The 19,314-nt window shown below is 52.6% G+C and carries 11 protein-coding genes; 5 read left to right on the forward strand and 6 right to left on the reverse strand.

Features of this window, described 5'->3' with window-relative positions; all coding sequences use genetic code 11:
- Positions 1 to 51: 51 nt before the first annotated feature.
- From IE092_RS05940 to IE092_RS05960, 5 genes are all read left to right on the forward strand, one after another.
- A complete protein-coding gene (locus tag IE092_RS05940) occupies positions 52 to 1,413 on the forward strand; it encodes an MFS transporter (RefSeq protein WP_189356111.1) in 1,362 nt (453 codons plus the stop codon).
- 40 nt (positions 1,414 to 1,453) lie between these two features.
- Complete coding sequence (locus tag IE092_RS05945) at positions 1,454 to 2,350, forward strand: SMP-30/gluconolactonase/LRE family protein (RefSeq protein WP_189356112.1); 897 nt, start codon at positions 1,454 to 1,456, stop codon at positions 2,348 to 2,350.
- A gap of 456 nt (positions 2,351 to 2,806) precedes the next feature.
- Positions 2,807 to 4,066 (forward strand): porin, encoded by a 1,260-nt coding sequence (locus tag IE092_RS05950; protein WP_189356113.1) that lies wholly within the window; start codon positions 2,807 to 2,809, stop codon positions 4,064 to 4,066.
- Positions 4,067 to 4,090: 24 nt separating this feature from the next.
- Positions 4,091 to 6,220 (forward strand): glycoside hydrolase family 28 protein, encoded by a 2,130-nt coding sequence (locus IE092_RS05955; protein WP_189356114.1) that lies wholly within the window; start codon positions 4,091 to 4,093, stop codon positions 6,218 to 6,220.
- A gap of 141 nt (positions 6,221 to 6,361) precedes the next feature.
- Positions 6,362 to 7,996, forward strand: coding sequence for a methyl-accepting chemotaxis protein (locus tag IE092_RS05960; protein ID WP_189356115.1), 1,635 nt, complete (start codon positions 6,362 to 6,364; stop codon positions 7,994 to 7,996).
- Positions 7,997 to 8,069: 73 nt separating this feature from the next.
- On the opposite strand, the gene IE092_RS05965 is transcribed toward IE092_RS05960, so the two are convergent.
- From IE092_RS05965 to IE092_RS05990, 6 genes are all read right to left on the reverse strand, one after another.
- On the reverse strand, positions 8,070 to 9,965 hold the full coding sequence (locus tag IE092_RS05965) for a glycoside hydrolase family 28 protein (protein WP_189356116.1): 1,896 nt from the start codon (positions 9,963 to 9,965) through the stop codon (positions 8,070 to 8,072).
- Positions 9,962 to 12,718 (reverse strand): pectinesterase family protein, encoded by a 2,757-nt coding sequence (locus IE092_RS05970; protein ID WP_189356117.1) that lies wholly within the window; start codon positions 12,716 to 12,718, stop codon positions 9,962 to 9,964. Before IE092_RS05970 ends, IE092_RS05965 begins: the two co-directional genes overlap by 4 nt.
- Positions 12,715 to 13,539 (reverse strand): rhamnogalacturonan acetylesterase, encoded by an 825-nt coding sequence (locus tag IE092_RS05975; protein ID WP_189356118.1) that lies wholly within the window; start codon positions 13,537 to 13,539, stop codon positions 12,715 to 12,717. The genes IE092_RS05970 and IE092_RS05975 overlap by 4 nt, the downstream gene beginning before the upstream one ends.
- A gap of 58 nt (positions 13,540 to 13,597) precedes the next feature.
- Positions 13,598 to 15,469 carry a glycoside hydrolase family 28 protein gene (locus tag IE092_RS05980; RefSeq protein ID WP_189356119.1) on the reverse strand — a complete coding sequence of 624 codons (1,872 nt, stop codon included), beginning with the start codon at positions 15,467 to 15,469 and terminating at the stop codon, positions 13,598 to 13,600.
- A gap of 49 nt (positions 15,470 to 15,518) precedes the next feature.
- Positions 15,519 to 18,209 carry a TonB-dependent receptor gene (locus IE092_RS05985; RefSeq protein WP_189356120.1) on the reverse strand — a complete coding sequence of 897 codons (2,691 nt, stop codon included), beginning with the start codon at positions 18,207 to 18,209 and terminating at the stop codon, positions 15,519 to 15,521.
- 231 nt (positions 18,210 to 18,440) lie between these two features.
- Positions 18,441 to 19,145: a FadR/GntR family transcriptional regulator gene (locus IE092_RS05990; protein WP_189356121.1), complete on the reverse strand. Its 705-nt coding sequence runs from the start codon at positions 19,143 to 19,145 to the stop codon at positions 18,441 to 18,443.
- Between the last annotated feature and the right edge of the window lie 169 nt (positions 19,146 to 19,314).

Here is a 19,314-nt window from a genome sequence, read left to right on the forward strand (position 1 = left end):
TAAAAGCACACACTACAGATGTGCAAGTATCGGTTACATGGAGACATCTTGATGAGTTCGACTTCTATCGGCAAATACCGCTGGACTATCTGCGCCCTTTTGTTTTTTGCCACTACCGTCAATTATCTTGACCGGCAGGTACTGAGCCTGCTGGCACCGGATCTGAGTAAAGAATTTGGCTGGTCAAATACTGATTACGCCAATATCACCGCAGTTTTTCAGTTTGTGTATGCGATTGCGATGCTGTTCGCGGGGCGCCTGATCGATAAAATCGGCACCAAAGCAGCGTACACGCTGGCGATTGTCATCTGGTCACTGGGCGCAGTCATGCATGCCTTCGCCATTCCTGCCGGTGAGGCAACTGTCAATGTACTGAGTGCACTTGGTCTGGCGGTGGTACCGGTTTCCGTTGCTGGCTTTATGTTATCCCGCGCAGTTCTGGCGCTGGGTGAAGCAGGCAATTTTCCGGCGGCGATCAAAGCGACCGCAGAGTATTTTCCGAAGCACGAACGTTCTTTTGCCACCGGCATTTTCAATTCCGGTGCGAATATCGGCGCGATTCTGGCACCGCTGACAGTGCCGTGGATTGCAGCCAAGTGGGGCTGGCAGACAGCATTCATTGCAATCGGCGCGGTAGGCTTTGTCTGGATGCTGTTCTGGGAAATGCTGTATGCCAAACCGGAACATCAGCGCCGCATGAGTAAAGAAGAACTGGCTTACATTCAGCAACACGACACGCCTGCAGAGCCTGGCGCTATCACCAGTGAAAAAACTTCCTGGCTGAAATTGCTGACTTACCGTCAGACCTGGGCGTTTGTGTTCGGTAAATTTATGACCGATGGTGTCTGGTGGTTCTTTCTGTTCTGGCTGCCGAAATATCTGGAAGTGCAGTACAAAATGCAGAAAACCGATATCGTGCTGCCGCTGACCGTGCTGTACAGCATGACCATGGTAGGCAGTATCGGCGGCGGTTATCTGCCAGCGTATTTCATGAAACAAGGCATGGCACCGTACACAGGCCGTATGCGCGCTATGTTACTGATCGCTTTATTCCCGCTGGTGGTGCTGCTGGCACAACCATTTGGTTACATCAGCGCATGGGTTCCTGTATTGCTGATCGGTATCGGCGCTTCTGCACATCAGGCATGGTCTGCCAATATCTTTACCACCGTATCGGATATGTTCCCGAAAAAAGCAGTCGCTTCGGTGGTAGGCATCGGCGGTATGGCTGGTGGTCTGGGTGGCGTGCTGGTGTCGAAAACAGGCGGCTGGCTGTTTGATTACTACAAAGCTGCAGGCAGCATTCAGACGGGTTACGCCATCATGTTTTCTTTCTGTGCCGTTGCTTATCTGCTGGCATGGACCGTGATGAAACTGCTGGTTCCTGCGCATAAAGATATTACTGATCTCTGATCGCAGCTTCGCCTTACCGTCATAACTATTCTGATACGACATGAACCCGAACAATTTTGAGCTCGTCAGTACACAAGCCTGCATCGTGGGCGAAAGCCCTCTGTGGAGCGTGCTTCAGCAACGCTGGTACTGGGTGGATATTCCGCGCAAAACAATCTGGTCTTACGATCCAGCGACGCAATCGACCCATTCATGGCTGTGCAGTGAGATGGTCGCCAATATTGCGCTGACAACCGCAGGAACCCTGATCGCTGCAATGGAATCCGGCATTTTCCATATCACGCTCCAGGATGGTCCGGCTGTCAATGCCAGCTTGCTGGCGGCGCTGCCGGAAGCGGGGCCTGGCATACGCTTTAATGATGGTCGCTGCGACCGTCAAGGGCGTTACTGGAGCGGCACCATGTTCATGGATATGGCTGCAGCGCGGGATATCGGCAATCTGTACCGCTACACCACCGATGACGGATTATCTGTGCCGGTGGTCAGTCAGTTATTAACCCAGAACGGTCTGGCATGGTCACCGGATGGCAAGACTATGTATCTGTCCGACTCGCACCCGCAGCGCCAGCTGATCTGGGCTTTTGATTACGATACAGACAGTGGCACACCGCATGGTCAGCGTGTTTTCGCTGATATGACCAATATGGCAGGTCGTCCGGACGGCGCTGCCGTAGATACCGATGGTTGCTACTGGATTTGCGCGAACGACGGCGCTGCTGTGGTTCGTTTTACGCCGGAAGGTAAAGTCGACCGGACCATCAGCCTGCCGATGAAAAAGCCCGCAATGTGCAGTTTCGGTGGCAGTAATCTGGATGAGCTGATGATTACCTCGATAAATCCCGATCCGCAAACGCCTGATGCCTGGGCCGGACAAACTCTGATCATTCGTCCGGGCGCGCAAGGCATTGCAGAAACACTGTTTCCTCTGGACATCTGAAGACTGGTTTTGTTTTGACGGCGGGCATTCCCCTTGCGTGTGCATACCACCTGACCGCCGTCAAAACCTTTTTACTCGGATATTTCCAAAAGCCAAGTTATACGATAACATACCACTTAAAATAAAAAGAACAGGATTTCCACGCAAGCAATCATCGCAACTGCGCTGGAAAAAGTCCGAAAACAGGAGATAACTCGTCGCTGCCAGCTGCTCTGTTCAGGTTTAATCGCTTTTTAAGTTGTACGATGTCGTAATTTAGAATTGGTAGATATTCTCGCTGTTCGTCTTATCTTCACCTGCATGGTGATGTCCGGCAAGTCAGAAGTCTGTTTCATATTCCATCCGCGCAATCGTTCCGCACCAGTCACCCCACCGGTATGACTGCGTCAGCCTGCCCATAGCCGCTCCGGCGCTTGCATTTCACCGTCTTTCATTCTCTTTAAACAGGAGCGCATCATGCAGAAAAATGGTTTCACCCGAAAAATATTGCAGTCAGCCATAGCACTGGTCTGCGCAAGCGCCGGCGGCACCAGTATGGCCGCTGAACTGAATCAGTACGTCAGCGTATATGGTTTTATCAACGGACAAATTGAGTCAGTAGAAGCAAAAGGCGGCGCAACGCCGTATGAACGTCGCGGACGTATTTCTGACGGTAATTCGCGTATTGGCTTTACCGGCAAAGTGGCAGTCAATGACGACATCAAAGGAATCTGGCAAATCGAAGGCGGCCTGAACAATTTTGAGCAAGGCGGCACCAGCGATAACGGCCAGACGGCGACACTGGAATCGCGCAATACCTTTGTTGGTATGGAAAGTGCGCGGTTTGGTCGTCTGATCATTGGTAACAGTGATTCTGTCTACCGCAGTCTGGTCGGCTCGGGCAGCGCACTGGGCGGCAATCTGGGCATGACCGTACACGGCATCGACGGATTCAATAACAGCTCGGCGCAATTATCCGGCAATCAGGACAGCATTTTCAGCCGCGGTGAATCGCGTATGAAAAACTCCGTGCATTATCTGTCGCCGGAGTTGTACGGCTTTCAGGCAGGTGCCTCATATGGTTTCGATGAAGCCCGTGTCAGCCGCAGTGACCGCAGCCGCTTTTCGCTGGCTGCCCGCTACAAGTGGGAGGCACTGAGTGTTGGCATAGGCTATGACCGCCAGAGCAATACCGGTATCGATACAACCCAGCTGCAGCGCGGTTTCGGTGTGATACTGAATGCGCAGGATGGTAATGCAACCACCTACACCAAACTGGTTGCCAGTTACGCCTTGCCTACCGGCACCACGCTGGGCGCCGGTTACGAGACTGCACGCTTTGGTATCTCTCAGTTTAATAATCCGACTGCCTCCAGCATTTACACCGGCAACTCCGACAATACGCTGAAACAGAGCGCTTTTGTTCTGACCGTAGCGCAGGATTTCGGACAAACCAGTGTTCTGGCTGGCTACGGCAAACTCAGCGGCCTGAAGGGCGTACGTGGCTTTGCAGAAAGCGACTTTGAAGCAAAACAAGTCTCGCTGATGCTGCGTTACAAACTGAACGACATGCTGACGCCGTATGTGTATTTCACAAAAATCACAAACAACACACAAGCCAGCATCAATCTCGGACAGTCCCCGCTGAAGAGCAACAATCTGGGTACATCGTCCGCATTCCTCGCACCGGGTGACAGCCCGCGCGCCATCGGCGTCGGCATGCTGGCCCGCTTCTGATACTGAATGCCGGAGACAAACATCATGATTAAAAAATACGGTTACACATCTTCTGTTGCAACGCTGAGCACACTGGCGGCTGCACTGGTTCTGGCCGCCTGCGGTGGCGGTGGCGGCGGAGGCAGCGACAGTACTGCCGTCAGCTATTCACCGGGTGAAGTATTTAAAGTCGGCACAACCACCTACGATCCAGCCCTGCCGCCTGAACCGACGTTACCAACCGATGCGCAAGTCTGCGCAACACTGGAAGCCAGTACGAATCTGGTACGCCGTCCCGATGGCTCTCTGCCGCCGGAAGCCGATCCGTCAAAACCGGGGGTTGGTGTTGCAGCTGATCCGGCTGTCGTCAATCCGGATCAGGCACGTATTCAGGCCGCACTGGATGCCTGTGGTGCAGCAGTTGACAAGGAAGTTGGCCCTGCGATTGCAGCAGCCGATGCCGCTGCCGTTGCCCAGCAACAGGCCGCCGCTGTTCCGAATAAAAACATTGCCGGTGTTTCCGGTGAAGAACTCGCCAAACCACAATACCGAGGCAGCAAATTTGCCGTGCGCCTGGTTGTCAACAGTAAAGGCGTCGGTGACAGCTTCATCACCGGTCCGCTGACCCTGCCTTCCGGTGTGACATTGTGGATCGACAAAGGTGTGACGATGTACGCGACACGTGACGTGAAAGCGTATTCGCCGAATATTGCAGGGCCTTACTGCGCGAATACCGCCGTCAGCTCCAGCAAAGCCGGTAGTTCCGGCAACTGCCTTGCGCTGATCAACGGCAATAATCTGATTAACTCTGCGGTTGTCGGTGACGGTGCGATTGATAGTCGCGGATATTCAGAAATCGTCACAACCGATAAGCTGTATCCGCTGATGAAAGTCGACCTGACCTGCTCCAACACCTATGTGGCATATGCAAAAGGTCAACAGGCAGCCGATGGTACCGCTTGCGACAACGGCGGCACACTGGTGAACTCCAAAACCACTGCCCGTAATATGACCTGGTGGGATCTGGCTTACCTCGGCAATATGGTACAGAACGGCTCTACCGGTTCCGGCTCGCAATCGAACTTCCGCATGATGGTGTTCAATTATGCGAAAAATCTGACGCTGTATCGTGTAACGCTGAACAACAGTGCCAATTTCCACGTCGTACCAAGTGGTGTTGATGGCCTGACGGTTTGGTGTGTAAAGGTTCAGACGCCATCGCTGGCTGCATTTGCGAATCCTGCCGGTAACGGTAATCCGCTGTACACAGGTGACACCTACACCAAAGACAATGTGAAAAACACGGATGCATTTGATCCGGGTGCTGCATCCAGTCCGACCATCGTTGCACTGACGACCGGTAAGTCCACTACCTCGTCAGCAAAAATCGCATTTGACGGCTATCTGAAAAACTTCGTCTTCGCCTACAACTATGTCAGTACCGGTGATGATGATGTGGCGATGAAGGGTTCCAATAATCCGAGTCCGGCAGGCAGTAATCTGCCAGCGATTGACGGAAACCGTGATGTCCGCAGCGACCGCAAATACGGTATGGTGATTGCACATAATCATATTTACTGGGGCCACGGCATTTCTATCGGTAGTGAAACCAATGCCGGCGTAACCAATATGGAAGTCTACGACAACTCCTTCATGCACTCTGAAGAAGGCTTGCGTATCAAATCCGATTACGCGCGCGGTGGCGAAGTCAGCAATATCAATTACAAAAATATTTGTATTCGTGATGCAGACAACGCCTTGCTGTTCACCACTTACTACAGCACACGTCCATTACCGGCTACCGGCCCGCGTGTTCCGAATTTCCATGATATCCGTCTGGAAAACGTTCGCATCTTCGGCGATACCGCAGTCAAGCTGCAAGGCTTTCAGGCGAACACCGGTGGTCTGAATCTGCCCGCGTATCCGCTGATTATGACGATGACCAATGTTGTTACCGATAACCCGTCGAATGTACGCATTACAGCATCTGATGCACAACTAACGATTAAAGGTGTGAACCTGCCTGTGCTGGCATCGGCGGAAAACCGCGTCACGGTGAACGGCGTTGCAACCTGGGCGGTTGACGGTGACAAAGTGCTGGATTGCAGTAAGGCGTTCGTCGATTTTCCTGCTATCGGCCAGTCGAATATTTTCGGCTCAGGATGGGACAAATAAGCCTTTTTAACCGGAAGACAGATCGGCTTCTTTCATAAGACTGATCTGATACTGCGGGAGTGCGCGGAGTTCTACCTCCGCGCACTCCCTGTTTTCACAATTGCGTAGCCGTCTTCCGGCAACCCTTACTTCCTGATCAACATGAATATTTTCAGAAAATTATTGCTGTTAGTCGGAGCCGCTGCGCTGGCGATTGCCACCGTTGGTGGTGTTGGCCTTTCATCTTTGTACAACGTCTTACTGAAAGACCGTCAGTACCAGATCGAAACCATGCTGTATATGGGTGAAAATCTGGTCAAACATTATTACGGGCTGGAACAAAAAGGCGTATTCAGCCGTGAAGAAGCACAAAAGCAGGCAAAAGCAGCTTTGTCTCAGCTCAGGCACGGAGTCAGCTATTACTGGGTTCGTTTGCCGGACGGCTTGAATCTGGTACATCCCGACGCAAAAAAAATCGGCACGATCGCACAGGGTCAGACCATGGATGGCAAACCGGATGCGCAAGCCTATCGCGAAGCATTGCGCGACGCACATATTGCGCTGGTGACGATGCAATCGCGCCGCCCCGACGGATCACTTGCCCCCAAACTGAACGGGCTTGTCGAGTTCACGCCGTGGAACTGGTGGATAGGCACCGGTTTCTTCAGCGATGACATTCAGGAAACCTACTGGAATGCTGCGGGAATTCTGCTGGCGATCTTTGTCATCGGACTGGGGATATTGATCACTGCGGGCTGGAGCATCATCCGCTCTATTCTTGCCACACTCGGTGGTGAACCCGCTTACGCGACCGAAATCACACAACGAATTGCAGGCAGTGATTTATCGGTAGCGATTGATGTTAACCCTAAATACAAAAACAGCCTGCTGCGCTACATGCAAGTCATGCAAGGTCATCTGGCAGACACTGTACACCGGATACGCAGCAGCTCCGATCAGATTGCAACTGCATCCACCCAGATCGCTGCCGGCAATCTGGATTTATCTTCACGTACGGAGGAACAGGCCAGCGCACTTGAAGAAACATCGGCGACGCTGCACGAGCTGGAGCAAACCGTACGCCTGAATATGGAACATGCCCGCCATGCAAACAACCTGACGCGTGAAGCGACAATGCTGGCCAGCCAGGGCGGTGAAGTGATGGGCAATATGCTGAACACCATGGAAACCATCACACAGTCTGCGCGGGCTGTGGTGGATATCGTCAGCATGATTGACGGCATTGCATTCCAGACCAATATTCTGGCGCTGAATGCCGCTGTGGAAGCAGCGCGCGCCGGTGAACAGGGACGCGGATTTGCAGTCGTTGCGTCCGAAGTGCGCAGCCTTGCACAGCGCTGCGCCTCAGCTGCCAAAGAAATCAAAGTACTGATTGATGCATCACAACAGCAAGTTGATGCAGGCAACCAGCTTGCGCAGGAAGCCGGAACATCCATCCATCGCATTGTGGACGGGTTCGGGAAGGTGGCTGCCATCATGCAGGAAATTACTGCCGCCAGCGAAGAACAACATACCGGCATTACGCAGATTGGTGAAGCGATACGTCAGATGGACAGTGTGACGCAGCAGAATGCGGCACTGGTGGAAGAAGCCGCTGCAGCTGCCGACAGCCTGCAGCTGCAAGCCGCGGGACTCGCTACGCTGGTGCGTGAATTTACCTTACCGGATGAACCTGCCAAAGAAACGCAGGCTGCAGCTGCAACTTCTGTTGGCCGCATTTATCCGGCCAGAACTGTAAGCCGTACACCTGCCATTCGCTGGTCCGACAAAGCATAAGCTCTGGGCGGCCATTTCCTCATACAGAAATGGCTGTTGAGCCGGTACCTTCAAAAAAGGTACCGGCTTTTTTTTAGCCCGAAAAACGCCCGTTGAATGCTTTTCCGCCTATCGTTACACCCTTTAGTTGTAAGTCTTTGACGTTATAAAGATACAGCGGGCTGGCAGTTGCTACCGGCGAACCGAAGTCGCAGTCCTGTATCGTGACACCTTGTACCGCAGGGACCGGTGGCACCGGAGCCGGTCCATTGTAATCAGACGCGACCGGACCAAGAATCACAATCGCCTGATAGCAGGAGTAACTGCCTTTTCCGGTATCAACATTCCCGACCCGGATACCGGAGATATGAATATCCTCCACTACCGGTGGACGAATCCGGACATTATCGCTGACCGGCGTGTAATCACAGTCAAACGTCACCACCGCACCCGCAGCCGTTGCCACCGTTTTTGACTGTATCGGTGAGCCCGGTAAAGATGTGTAGAACGACGGACTGGTTTGCACACCATTCGGAATACGCACATCTTTGACGTAGAAGTGACGCAGATAACCGCCACGGTTCAGATTCGTTTTCAGGCGAATTGCTGTGTTCAGCGGATTTGTTTTCCAGTGCATGTTTTCAAACAGCAGATGGCGTGCATACACATGCTGAATACCGCCAGCCATTTCACTCCCCAGCGTGACAGCACCGTGTCCGCTCTGCATGGTGCAATGCTGAATCACGATATTCTGTGACGGGCCATACTGAGTATCGCGATTTTTACCGGCTTTGATCGCAATGCAATCGTCACCGGAATCAAAGGTGCAATCCTCCACCAGCACATAATTACAGGCTTCCGGATCGAAACCATCGCTGTTCGGACCATGACTTTTCGCGTGGACTTTTCTGATCACAATATCCGTACAGGCAACCGGATGATGTTGCCAGAATGGCGTGTCTCTGACCTCATAACCCTCGAGTAAAACTTTGCGGCAGCCTATCAGCTGTATCATCGGCGGACGTAAGAAATGCCCCTTACCAAAAATCCGCTTTTCCAGCGGTACGCCAGCTTCGGAAAGTGCTGGCAGATAATTTGCGTCGGCGCGCCATTTATCACCTTGTCCCTGAATCAGCATCTGCATTTCTTCGCCCAGAGCAGGCGCAATCTGGCGTAAGGATTCAGCATTTAAAGGATTCACAGCATTTTCCGATGGCTTGCCGGCCTTGTAATTCGGTACTGAACTTTGCCCGACAGCGTTGATCGTTTTGAGCTTGCCTTTCCAGGTCCACCAGCAATCTCCGGCTTCGTTGAAAGCGACACCACCCTGGCCATGCAAGACTGCTGTCCAGTCTTCGCCGGTCAGCGCAATATTCTCCTGATTGCGTGCATAAATCATTGGCGAATAATTAAGACAATCATTGCTTTGCCAGCGCGAAACCGTCAGTTTACCGTTGCCACCGCAATCCACCTCACCATGCCGCGCATAGTCCTCAGGCTGATGGCTGAAATACAGATGCGCACCCGCCTGTAAATGCAGATGCACATTTGACAGTAAAACCACAGGCCCGGCGCAAAACCAGTTCCCAGCGGGAATCAGTACCCGTCCGCCACCTTCACGATGGCAGGTTTCGATCGCCTGACGAATCGCAGCGTAACAGTCTGCAGCATCATCAACAGGTGTTTCTGTCAGTGCCTGTTCCTCAAACGAAATCCAGGCAGTAATTTTCTTTAACTGACACGGGCGTGCACCGTATGCTGTGATCAGATAATCTGCACGGCGAAACTGCAATGGCTGACGCAGCCGGCGAACAATCGCATCAGCCTGTTGCCACGGATCTGTCTGTGCCGTCTGTGCCGCCTGCACCGGCTGCAACAGTGAACCTCCCAGCCCGGTACTGAGCCCTGCTGCCGACAAGCCCTGAAGGAGACGGCGGCGTGTCAAATTTGGTGGAAATTGCGAAAGTGCGGAATCAGATTCATGCTTCATGGCTTTTCCTTATTCTCTGTTGCTGACCTTGCTTGCAAATCGCCAGCGGTATTCTGAAACTCACCGAGTATCACGCCTTCCGGCAATGGCTCCCGATAACCTAGATCGCGTACCGGATCTATGCCCGCTGCACGCAGATTACTGAAATATCCGGCGATGCTGGTTTGCGCAGGACGATATGGCAGAGTCCCGCGTTTATTCCAGTCTGACCACGGCGTTAACGGATGGATATGTGGCCCGATTTCGGAATTCATCACGACCATTTTTCCGACTGTTTCCAGAGTTGCACGGGTAATGCTGCCTTCCGGATTGTTAAACTGATTCACGCTACCGATGACACAGCGATATCCGGCAATCGGAACACGGTCATATGGCGTACAACGCTGGTTATGAAACCACTGGCGCGCCAGATGAAAGCGCCCCGCTCTCGCATTTAAGCTGTGATCACTGGTGAACCTGCTGCGGTTGAAGACGAAACCATACGCACTCATCAGATTGGTACTCGGTGCCACCGCATAGGATCCTGTGCGGGTGCCGACTGAACGGATTTCACTTTCGAGAAAATAGGCTGTCGCATCTCCAAAGATGAAATCGACATCTCCCTCAATCAGGCTGCGGTAAAAGAAGTGACGTGCAGTTTTCCCATCCGGACCGGCACGCATATACAGCGTGTCCTGCAAACCCAGCAAATGCACCTGTTCAAACTGCGCCTTGTCAGTGCCATCCATCATCAGCGCCAGTGCCTGGTGATGCACCATATTCATTTTGGCGTAAATACCATCGCCTTCGCAGCCAGCACCTTTACAGCCGGGCTGATAGGCCGCCCCGTCACGGTTATAGCTGTTTTCCACCGTGATATCGCGCATTTGAAAGCCATGACTTTTCACCCAGAGTACCGGTGTGCCAAAGGTGCCGATAACGGGTCTGCGTCTGATACTGTCATACATCGCCATGACAGCTGCGGGCGCATTCTGAAAAGTACTATCGTACAAGGCTGCAAACTGTTCGCCGGTCATGGCTGCTTCGGGTGCTGAACGCAGACGGGTTGTATCGATGCCACTGCCAGTCACCGTTACCGGCACTGCCGTTTCCGGCAGATAAGCCAGGCCTTCGTATACGCCCGGTTCTATACGGATATACATGCGCTGTCTCGCCTGCGGAATCTGTTGCGTGTCTGCAATTACGCGGTTAAATGCATCCTGCAAACGGCTGAAGACGCGTACGCCGTCTGCCTTACGGCTCTGACTGACCACATAATCGGCATTAACTTTATCTGCTGCCGGCACCGGCGTCGCGAGCGGATTCCACGGGTCAGAGGCTTCTTTTCCGGGCAATCCGGCATAACCCAGCACCTTCTCCATCGCATAGTGCTCAGCCTGCACCGCTGTCAGTTGCGGCCGTCGTTTGATGGCATCCCGATCCGGATATGCGGCAAATGCGTCTGTACAGGCGTCAGTACTGATTGTTTCACTGGCAGGCTGTAATGTGACCTTTGGACTCAGATCACTGTCATCCGCATCCAGAATGGCAAACTGCGAAGTAACTGTGCTACCGCTGTGCAGGCGCAAGGTTTTTGCTTTCAGTTGCATCGCATGCGCAGCATCGAAGCCACGGAAAATCAGCTTGCCCGGTGTCAGCACAAAAACTTTATCAAGAGAAATATTCTGATATTGCGGAATGGAGCTTCCCTGTGCACGCTTCCCGTAAAAGCTGTCAAAGTCCAGCGGTGCTTTACTGTTACGAATACAAATCTGTTCGTAGCGCACCTGATCGACCAGTCCGCCACGCGACACATCACTCTTAATACGCAAGCCGGAAGTCGCACCATCAATCGACAAATTTCTGACCAGAATATTGCGTACACCACCATTGGTTTCGCTGCCAATGGACATACCGTGACCGCTGTAAAAGTGATTATCGGTAATACTGATGTTTTCCGTCAGTCCCTGATTACCCGCTTTGATCGCAACATTGTCATCACCGGTACGGATATAGCTCCGGGTCAGCGTGATATTGCGTGACGATACCGGATCAAACCCGTCCGTATTGCGTGCATCCGCTGGTGTATCGATGTGAATTCCCCAGGCTGTTAAACCATCCGTGCGGGTCATCGTCACATGAAAATTCGCTGAATTCTTCAGCCAGATGCGATGCAGTGCAATGTCTTCCGACTGCTGAATTTCAATCATGCGCGGAACGTTCTGATGTTTATCCTCGCGTTGTGCACGGCGTGCCAGCTCCCACCAAGATTCCGATGCACCGAGCATCTTCTGTCCGCCCTGTCCGTCAATCACGCCGTCGCCATAGATGCCTGCATGCGCTGACTTTTCCATCAGTATCAATGGAAAACAACCCCGGCCTTTTTCATCATTACTGCCGCAACTGCCTGCCCCGCGGTCAAAATCTGCCGGCAGCCGGGAACCGTATAAAGTGACACCGCCATCAATCAGCAATGAAACCCCGGGCTTCAAGCGCAGTGCACCGGACAGAAACGCTGTATTTTTTGCTGACGCGACCAGCCGGACAGCCTGTCCGCTGGCACATTTGTCGATGGCGGCCTGCAAACGACCGGTATCCGGTGCGGCAGCCTGTTGCAGGCTGATCTGTGCATCGTTTAACTCAGCTGCCACCAGCGTACATATCGGCGGTGCAACCGGTTCTTTAATCTGGCGACTGTCCTGTGCGCTGGCAGGCAGCGTACACACACCAAGAGCCGTGGCAACCAGCAGGCTGCCGCATAAACTTCCGTTCATGGATTTCCTCCCTGACGTAATGTGCTGATGACTGACGGCTGTATGGCGGTTAAATCGCGAATCACCATTTCAGAAAACAGCAAAGCACCTTTTTGTCCGAGGTGAGTCCGGTCAAAAGCACTCTTTGCCGCACCCTGCGGTTCCGTTGCGGCTAAGCCGCTTTGTGCCGGTGCTGCAGTCTGAGCTGGTCTGGGTACCATTGCCAGCGTGTCTGCCTCATCCTGCCCCATACGACTCAGAACGGTGTGACTTTGTAAGTTCAGATCAATCAGAGCGACTTTTTCCTGCGCAGCGACAGATATCATGGACAATGCCCAGGGTCGCAGATCATTTGGCAGCACGTCTTCTTTGAAGGTGCGGCGGGCCAGTGGTGTAATCAGGACGATATCTGCCCCGGCTGCCCTGACATCACGAATATAGCCTTGCAGATTGACAGGATATTCTGTCTTCAGATCGGTGGAGCGCCCCGGTTTTCCCGGCTGATCATTGTGACCAAACTGCATCAGCACCAGACCGCGTTCACCGGCAGGTAAGGCACGCAGTACCTTCATCACCTGTTCCCACGAGCCCTCAGCCCGGTAACTGCCTGAACTGCGCCCTCCTTTTGCCATATTCAGACAGGAGACCGGCGCCTGAAAGCGGGCGCAAAAGGCATTGCCGTAACCACTGTTAGGGGCCATGGTGGAATCGCCGACCAGAATGATCGTTTGTGCACTGGAAGACGGCGTCATCACTGCAACGTTCTGACATGCGCCCAGCGCCAGCAGCACCGGTACTAGCTTGCACCAGCGCGAAAAAAGGCTGAAAAAACTGATTTGCATATGGTGTATCCGAAAAAAGAGCCTCGCGAAGGAGGCTCGAACTCACCGTGAGAAAAACTCAGGCCGAAAGGGTTTTGTTATGTACTGTACCGCCGATACGGACATTTTTCAGTGTCAGATCGCGTACGTTATACAAATACAATGGCTGCTCAGCATTGACCGGATTGCCGAGGTTGCAATCCGAAATGGTGATATTGCGTACCGGAACAATATTCGGCGGCGGATTTGCCGGACCGTTGTAATCACTGGCAACCGGGCCGAGAATCACAATGGCCTGATAGCAGGAGAATTGTCCTTTTCCGGTATCGACATTTCCGACCTGCACATTCGAAATATGCACGTCCTGAACAACCGGCGGCCTTGTTCTGACATTGTCATTCACCGGATCGTAGCCGCAATCAATCGTAATAATGCCACCGGCTGAAGTTGCCACAGATTTGTTCGGAATCAGCGATCCGGGCAGCGTCGAATAAAATGCCGGTGTGGTGCGGATACCGTTCGGAATCTGAATATTCCGGATATGCAGATTCTTCAGATACCCGCCACGGCTCATATTCGATTTCAGACGAATCGCAATATTCAGCGGATCGGTACGCCAGTGGCTGTTTTCAAAAACCAGATTCTGTGCGAACACATTTTCGATACCGCCGGACATAATGCTGCCGAAGGTCATTGCACCGTGACCGCTGTGCATCTTGCAGTTCTGCACCACAATATTTTTTGAAGGCCCGTACTGAACATCCGGTCCTTTTCCGGAATCCACCGCAATACAGTCGTCGCCGGTGTCAAAGGTCGAATCTTCGATCAGCACGTATTCGCAGGATTCAGGATCAAAACCATCGCTGTTCGGACCAATACTGTTCGCGTAAATACCTTTCACATGCACATTCCGGCATCCCACCGGATTGTGTTGCCAGAACGGGGAATTGGTCAGCTGATAGCCCTGAAACAGAACATTAGTGCAGTTGATTACTTGCACCATATGCGGCCGCAGGAAATGCCCGATTCCGAATACCCGTTTATTTGCAGGAACACCGGCTTCTGCCAGCGCACGCAGATAATTCGAGTCGCGCCGCCATTTATCGCCCTCCCCCTGAATAAACCGGATTTTTTCTTCACTCAGATGCGGCGCAACCTCAGCAAGCGACGCAGGATTCAGCGGATTCAGCGAAACTTCTGTTTCACCTTTTTTATGCTTAACCCAGTTCCCGCTGCCTGGTGCGATATCACCGGCAGAACTTGGTTTTTCCCGCCCCTTCCATGACCACCAGCAATATTCACTGTCCGGAAAATTCACGCCAGCCTGTCCATCCAGAACGGCAGTCCAGTCATCCGCCGTCAGCGCAATATTGCGCTGACCAAATGCATAAATCATTGATGAGTAATTCAGGCAATCATTGCCTTCCCAGCGCGTCATCGAGAGCTTACCGCGCGGCCCGCAGTCAAATTCGCCGTATTTCGCATAATCTTCAGGCCGGTTGCTGAAGTAAATATGCGCTCCTGCCTGCAAATGCACATTTACATTTGACAACAACACAATCGGACCGGCACAAAACCAGTTACCGGCAGGAATCAGCACTCTGCCGCCACCTGCTTTATGACAGGCTTCAATTGCAGCACGGATTGCCGGATAACAATCATGCGCACCTTCCACCGGTGTACTCAGGGTTTTACGGTCAACAAAAGAAACCCATGCTTCAACCGGTTTTACGTCGCAGGATTTTGCGCCGTAATTTGTGACCGGGAAGTCTTCCTTGCGAAAACGGATTGGACGCGCAAAGCGGTCAATAATTGCCTGCGCCTGTTTCCAGGGATCAGCTTTTGCAGTCACTGCAGCACTTGCCGCCTGCATGCCTGTTCCCATCCATAAACCGGCAGCAGATGCGGCCTGAATCAGGGTGCGACGTTTCGGATTCATCAGTTCATTCATATCATCATTCCTGTGACGCCCTCCGGACGCTTGCCGGAGGGCTGGCCGGTCAGAAGTTGTAAGTCAGACGTGCATTAAATGCACGTCCAATCGGGCTTGCAGCACTGCTCAGATAACCAAAGGTATAAGCGTTGTGGTTGGTGACCGGTGGTTTTGCATCGAGCAAATTGGTGATACCGGCAGAGATCGTGGTGTTTTTAAATCCGCGATAGCTGACGGTCCAGTTCCATACTGCATAGGATTCGATGTCACGGAAATACTGTGCAGCCACCAGATTCTGATCGTGATAACCGGTATTAAAGTTCTGTGTGAGTTGCGAAGCCCAGTCACCGCGATTCCATGACAGCGTCAGCGTATGTTTCCAGCGGAAAGTAATGATAGGCATGCTGGAAGTTGTGCCATTGCTGGCAGCACCAAACCGTCCGACGTTAGGAATGTAAGGGCCATCCGCTTCGAGCTGATTATCAAACTGGGTCAGATAGGTGCCGTCCAGTTGCGCCTTAAAATTACCCAGTGCAGTTTTCGGGAAGGCATACGACAGCGAAACGTCGATACCGCTGGCTTTTTGTCCGCCCAGATTCATGGTGACATTTTTCAGATATGCGAGTGATCCGTCCGCATTACGCACAAAGTAGCTTGCGTATTTTTCCGGATTCAGGAAGTACACCTGCTCCGGCAAATTGGCCAGCATATCTTTCATTTCGATATGCCAGTAATCCGCCGACATCATCAGATCTTTGACTGGCTCTACCACCAGACCGAGTGTGTAACCTTTGGATTTTTCCGGCTGCAGATCCGGATTACTGCCGGTTTGCTTTGGCAAAGTCGTGTTACATACGGCTGATGCAACCAGTCCCGGTAGTGCTTTACCGGTCCCCGCCACACCCGGCGTACCACCCGGACACTGCACAGGGTCATCCCATTTTGCGGAAGTGGTGGTCGTTGCCCCCGGTAAGCGATATCCGTAGCGGTCAAACAAAGTCGGTGCACGGAAGCCGGTATTCGCCGAGCCGCGGAACATTACTGCTTTCGTTGGCTGGTAGCGGAAACTGAATTTCGGATTAATCGTGTTTCCGAAATCACTGAAATGGTCATCACGCACTGCCACATTCAGATTCAGGGTTTTCGTGACCGGCAATTCCAGCTCTGCGTACGCTGCCATCACATTACGTGATGACTTTGCGTAAGACGGCGATGCATTCGCGTAAGTAACGATGGAAGTGATGTCTGTCTTCTGATCTTCTGTTGTATCACGGTGCAAATCTGCGCCCACAGCCAGCATTGCCGGGCCACCAGACAAACTCATCAGTTCACGTGAACCGGTCAGATCCAGACCAGTGAAAGTACTGACGGAATGGCGGTTCATTGCACCATCGACGGAAATACTCGCCAGATATTCTTTTCCGGCAGCATCCTGCAAACCAAACGGATTCAGTTTGCCGTTCGCCAGCCCCGCCAGCAAGCCGGGACCGCTGACATAACCGGATTCGTAATAATTTTCACGCAGGCTGTGGCCATACACAAAACCCAGCTTGTAATCCCAGCCACCGATCCGGCCTTCATCATTCACCGCGATGCGTTGATTGACTTGTTTGTCTTTGGTTGTTGCTTCGCCGAGATCTGCGACACTCCAGGTCACCGTCAGCGGTTCGCCTTTCAAACCGGCAACCGCAGGCACGCCGCCACTGCCGCCCGGATACCATTTACTGGTTGACGGTAATTGCGCTGTCACGCCGTTTGCGGCCAGACTGGTACTCGGATTTTTTGTGCCGAGTATATGTTCCTGACCACGCATGTAATCCACAGTCAGTGTGTGATCTTCGCTGAAGCGCTTGGTAAAGCGCGTATAGAACGTCAGCTGCTCATTCGCGTACAAAGCCGTGCCGTAGTAATTGGCATTCAGAATACAGGTATTTTTTGCACCCTGAATTGAGTACGGCGCAGCACAGCCTTGCGAATAATAAGGGTTTTGTGCGGTTTTATTGGTTGCCGTGGTGAAGTTAGCCGGCATCGCATAACCACCGCTGCCCAGTGTCGGCGCGCGGCCGATACTGGTCAGCAATTCCGGTGTGCTCAGTTCAGCGCGATCAGATGCCAGCAAGCGACTGCGGCGGTGTCCGTCAACTGTCGCGTACCAGTTCCATCCATCATTTTCCAGATTACCGAAACCGATGGTAGAACTGATGCGCTGCTCATCCGCACCACCGTTTTTCTGCGGCTGTACCATTTGCGCAGAAATGGTTTTGCCTTCAAAGGAGCGCTTGGTGATGAAATTCACCACGCCGCCAATCGCATCCGATCCGTAAATCGACGATGCACCGTCACGCAAAATTTCAACGCGGGCAATCGCGCTCATCGGAATGACATCCAGATTCGCGTAACCATCGGCAATCGCTTCATTCGCCAGACGACGACCATTCAGCAATACCAGCGTACGGTTAACACCCAGACCACGCAGATTGATATTCGTACCGGAACCGGCATTCGATGGGGCCAGCGATGCTGATTCCGGCAATGCCATCATCAGATCGGCCAGCGTGGTCATGCCACGTTTTTCTAACTCCTCACCAGTAACCATGGTTACCGGTAAAGATGCTTCTGCAGCGACACGGCGGATCGACGAACCTGTCACTTCAACGCGCTGTGCTTCTTGTGCATAGACCTCTGCTGCCAGTGTTAAAACAGCGAGGCTGATACTGGTCAACACAAACCGTTGACGGCTTGTTGCTTTGCTTTTCATTGCGATGTCTCCTCAAACTCCTGTTTTCATCAACGACGTTACCGTGCCTTTGGCATCTAATAACGAATCTGGAGCACCTCGCGTACTCCTTGCCACTGCGACGAAGATGGGCGCACGAAGCCCCACCGGGGTCTCAGCCGGTCGAAAAAAGGTCTGATTCTTTGGTATTACGCTGGCAAATGTGTCTTTGCCTTGTTGATTTGTCTCTGCGCGGTGATTTCTGACGAACCGTTATCCGCGTGAGAAAGTTCTGGTTACCCGTTCCAGATGTGCGCGCATGGCCTTGCGTGCAGCAGCCGGATCATGGGATGCAATAGCTTCCAGAATATTTCTGTGATCTGTCAGTGTCTGCTGACGTAATTCTTCTGTCTGAAAATGCTCCTTTAACTTATGCCACAAGCGGCCGCGCTGATCCCACAGATATTCAATCACACCGACATACGCACTGTTACCAGTGGCTTTGGCGATGGATAAATGAAAATTCCGGTCCGCGCTTTCATTGCTGGCGTAATTTGCGTGATGCTTTTCCATCTCAAGTACTGCCTTCAGAATTTCATCGATCGCTGAGTCAGTTGCAACGCGGGCAGCAATCGCTGCAATTTCCGCTTCAATTAACCGGCGTGCCGATAACACTTCGAAAGGTCCCGGGCCGGATTCCGGCAATGCCGCATCCGGCTCGGGTTGCTGACTGACATACACCCCCGAACCGCCCCGCACTTCAACCACACCGCCAAGTTCAAGAGCAATCAGGGCTTCCCGTAAGGAAGCACGCGACACATTCAGTTTGGTTGCAAGATCGCGCTCGGAAGGAAGTCTCTCCCCCGGTTGAATCGCTTCCGACGCAATCAGCGCCTGAATTTTGTCTGCAACAACTCTGTAAAGACGCGGCTCATGAATAGCTGCGTCAGTTTGTCCCACCTGATTTTTCTTATGCATGTTGACGATCCTGTTCAAACGAAAGGCCAGTCATTTTTATTCGGTCAGGCCATTCTAAAGTGGTCTGACCAAAACATCAATCTGGACTAGCCAAAATTTTTTCAAAGTGGCATACTCGCCACACAGTCTGTAATTTCTGATTATACCCAGACACGGCAAGCCGACCTAG

This window comes from Cognatundibacterium squillarum (assembly GCF_014652435.1).
In the GTDB taxonomy this organism is placed as follows: domain Bacteria; phylum Pseudomonadota; class Gammaproteobacteria; order Burkholderiales; family Burkholderiaceae_D; genus Undibacterium; species Undibacterium squillarum.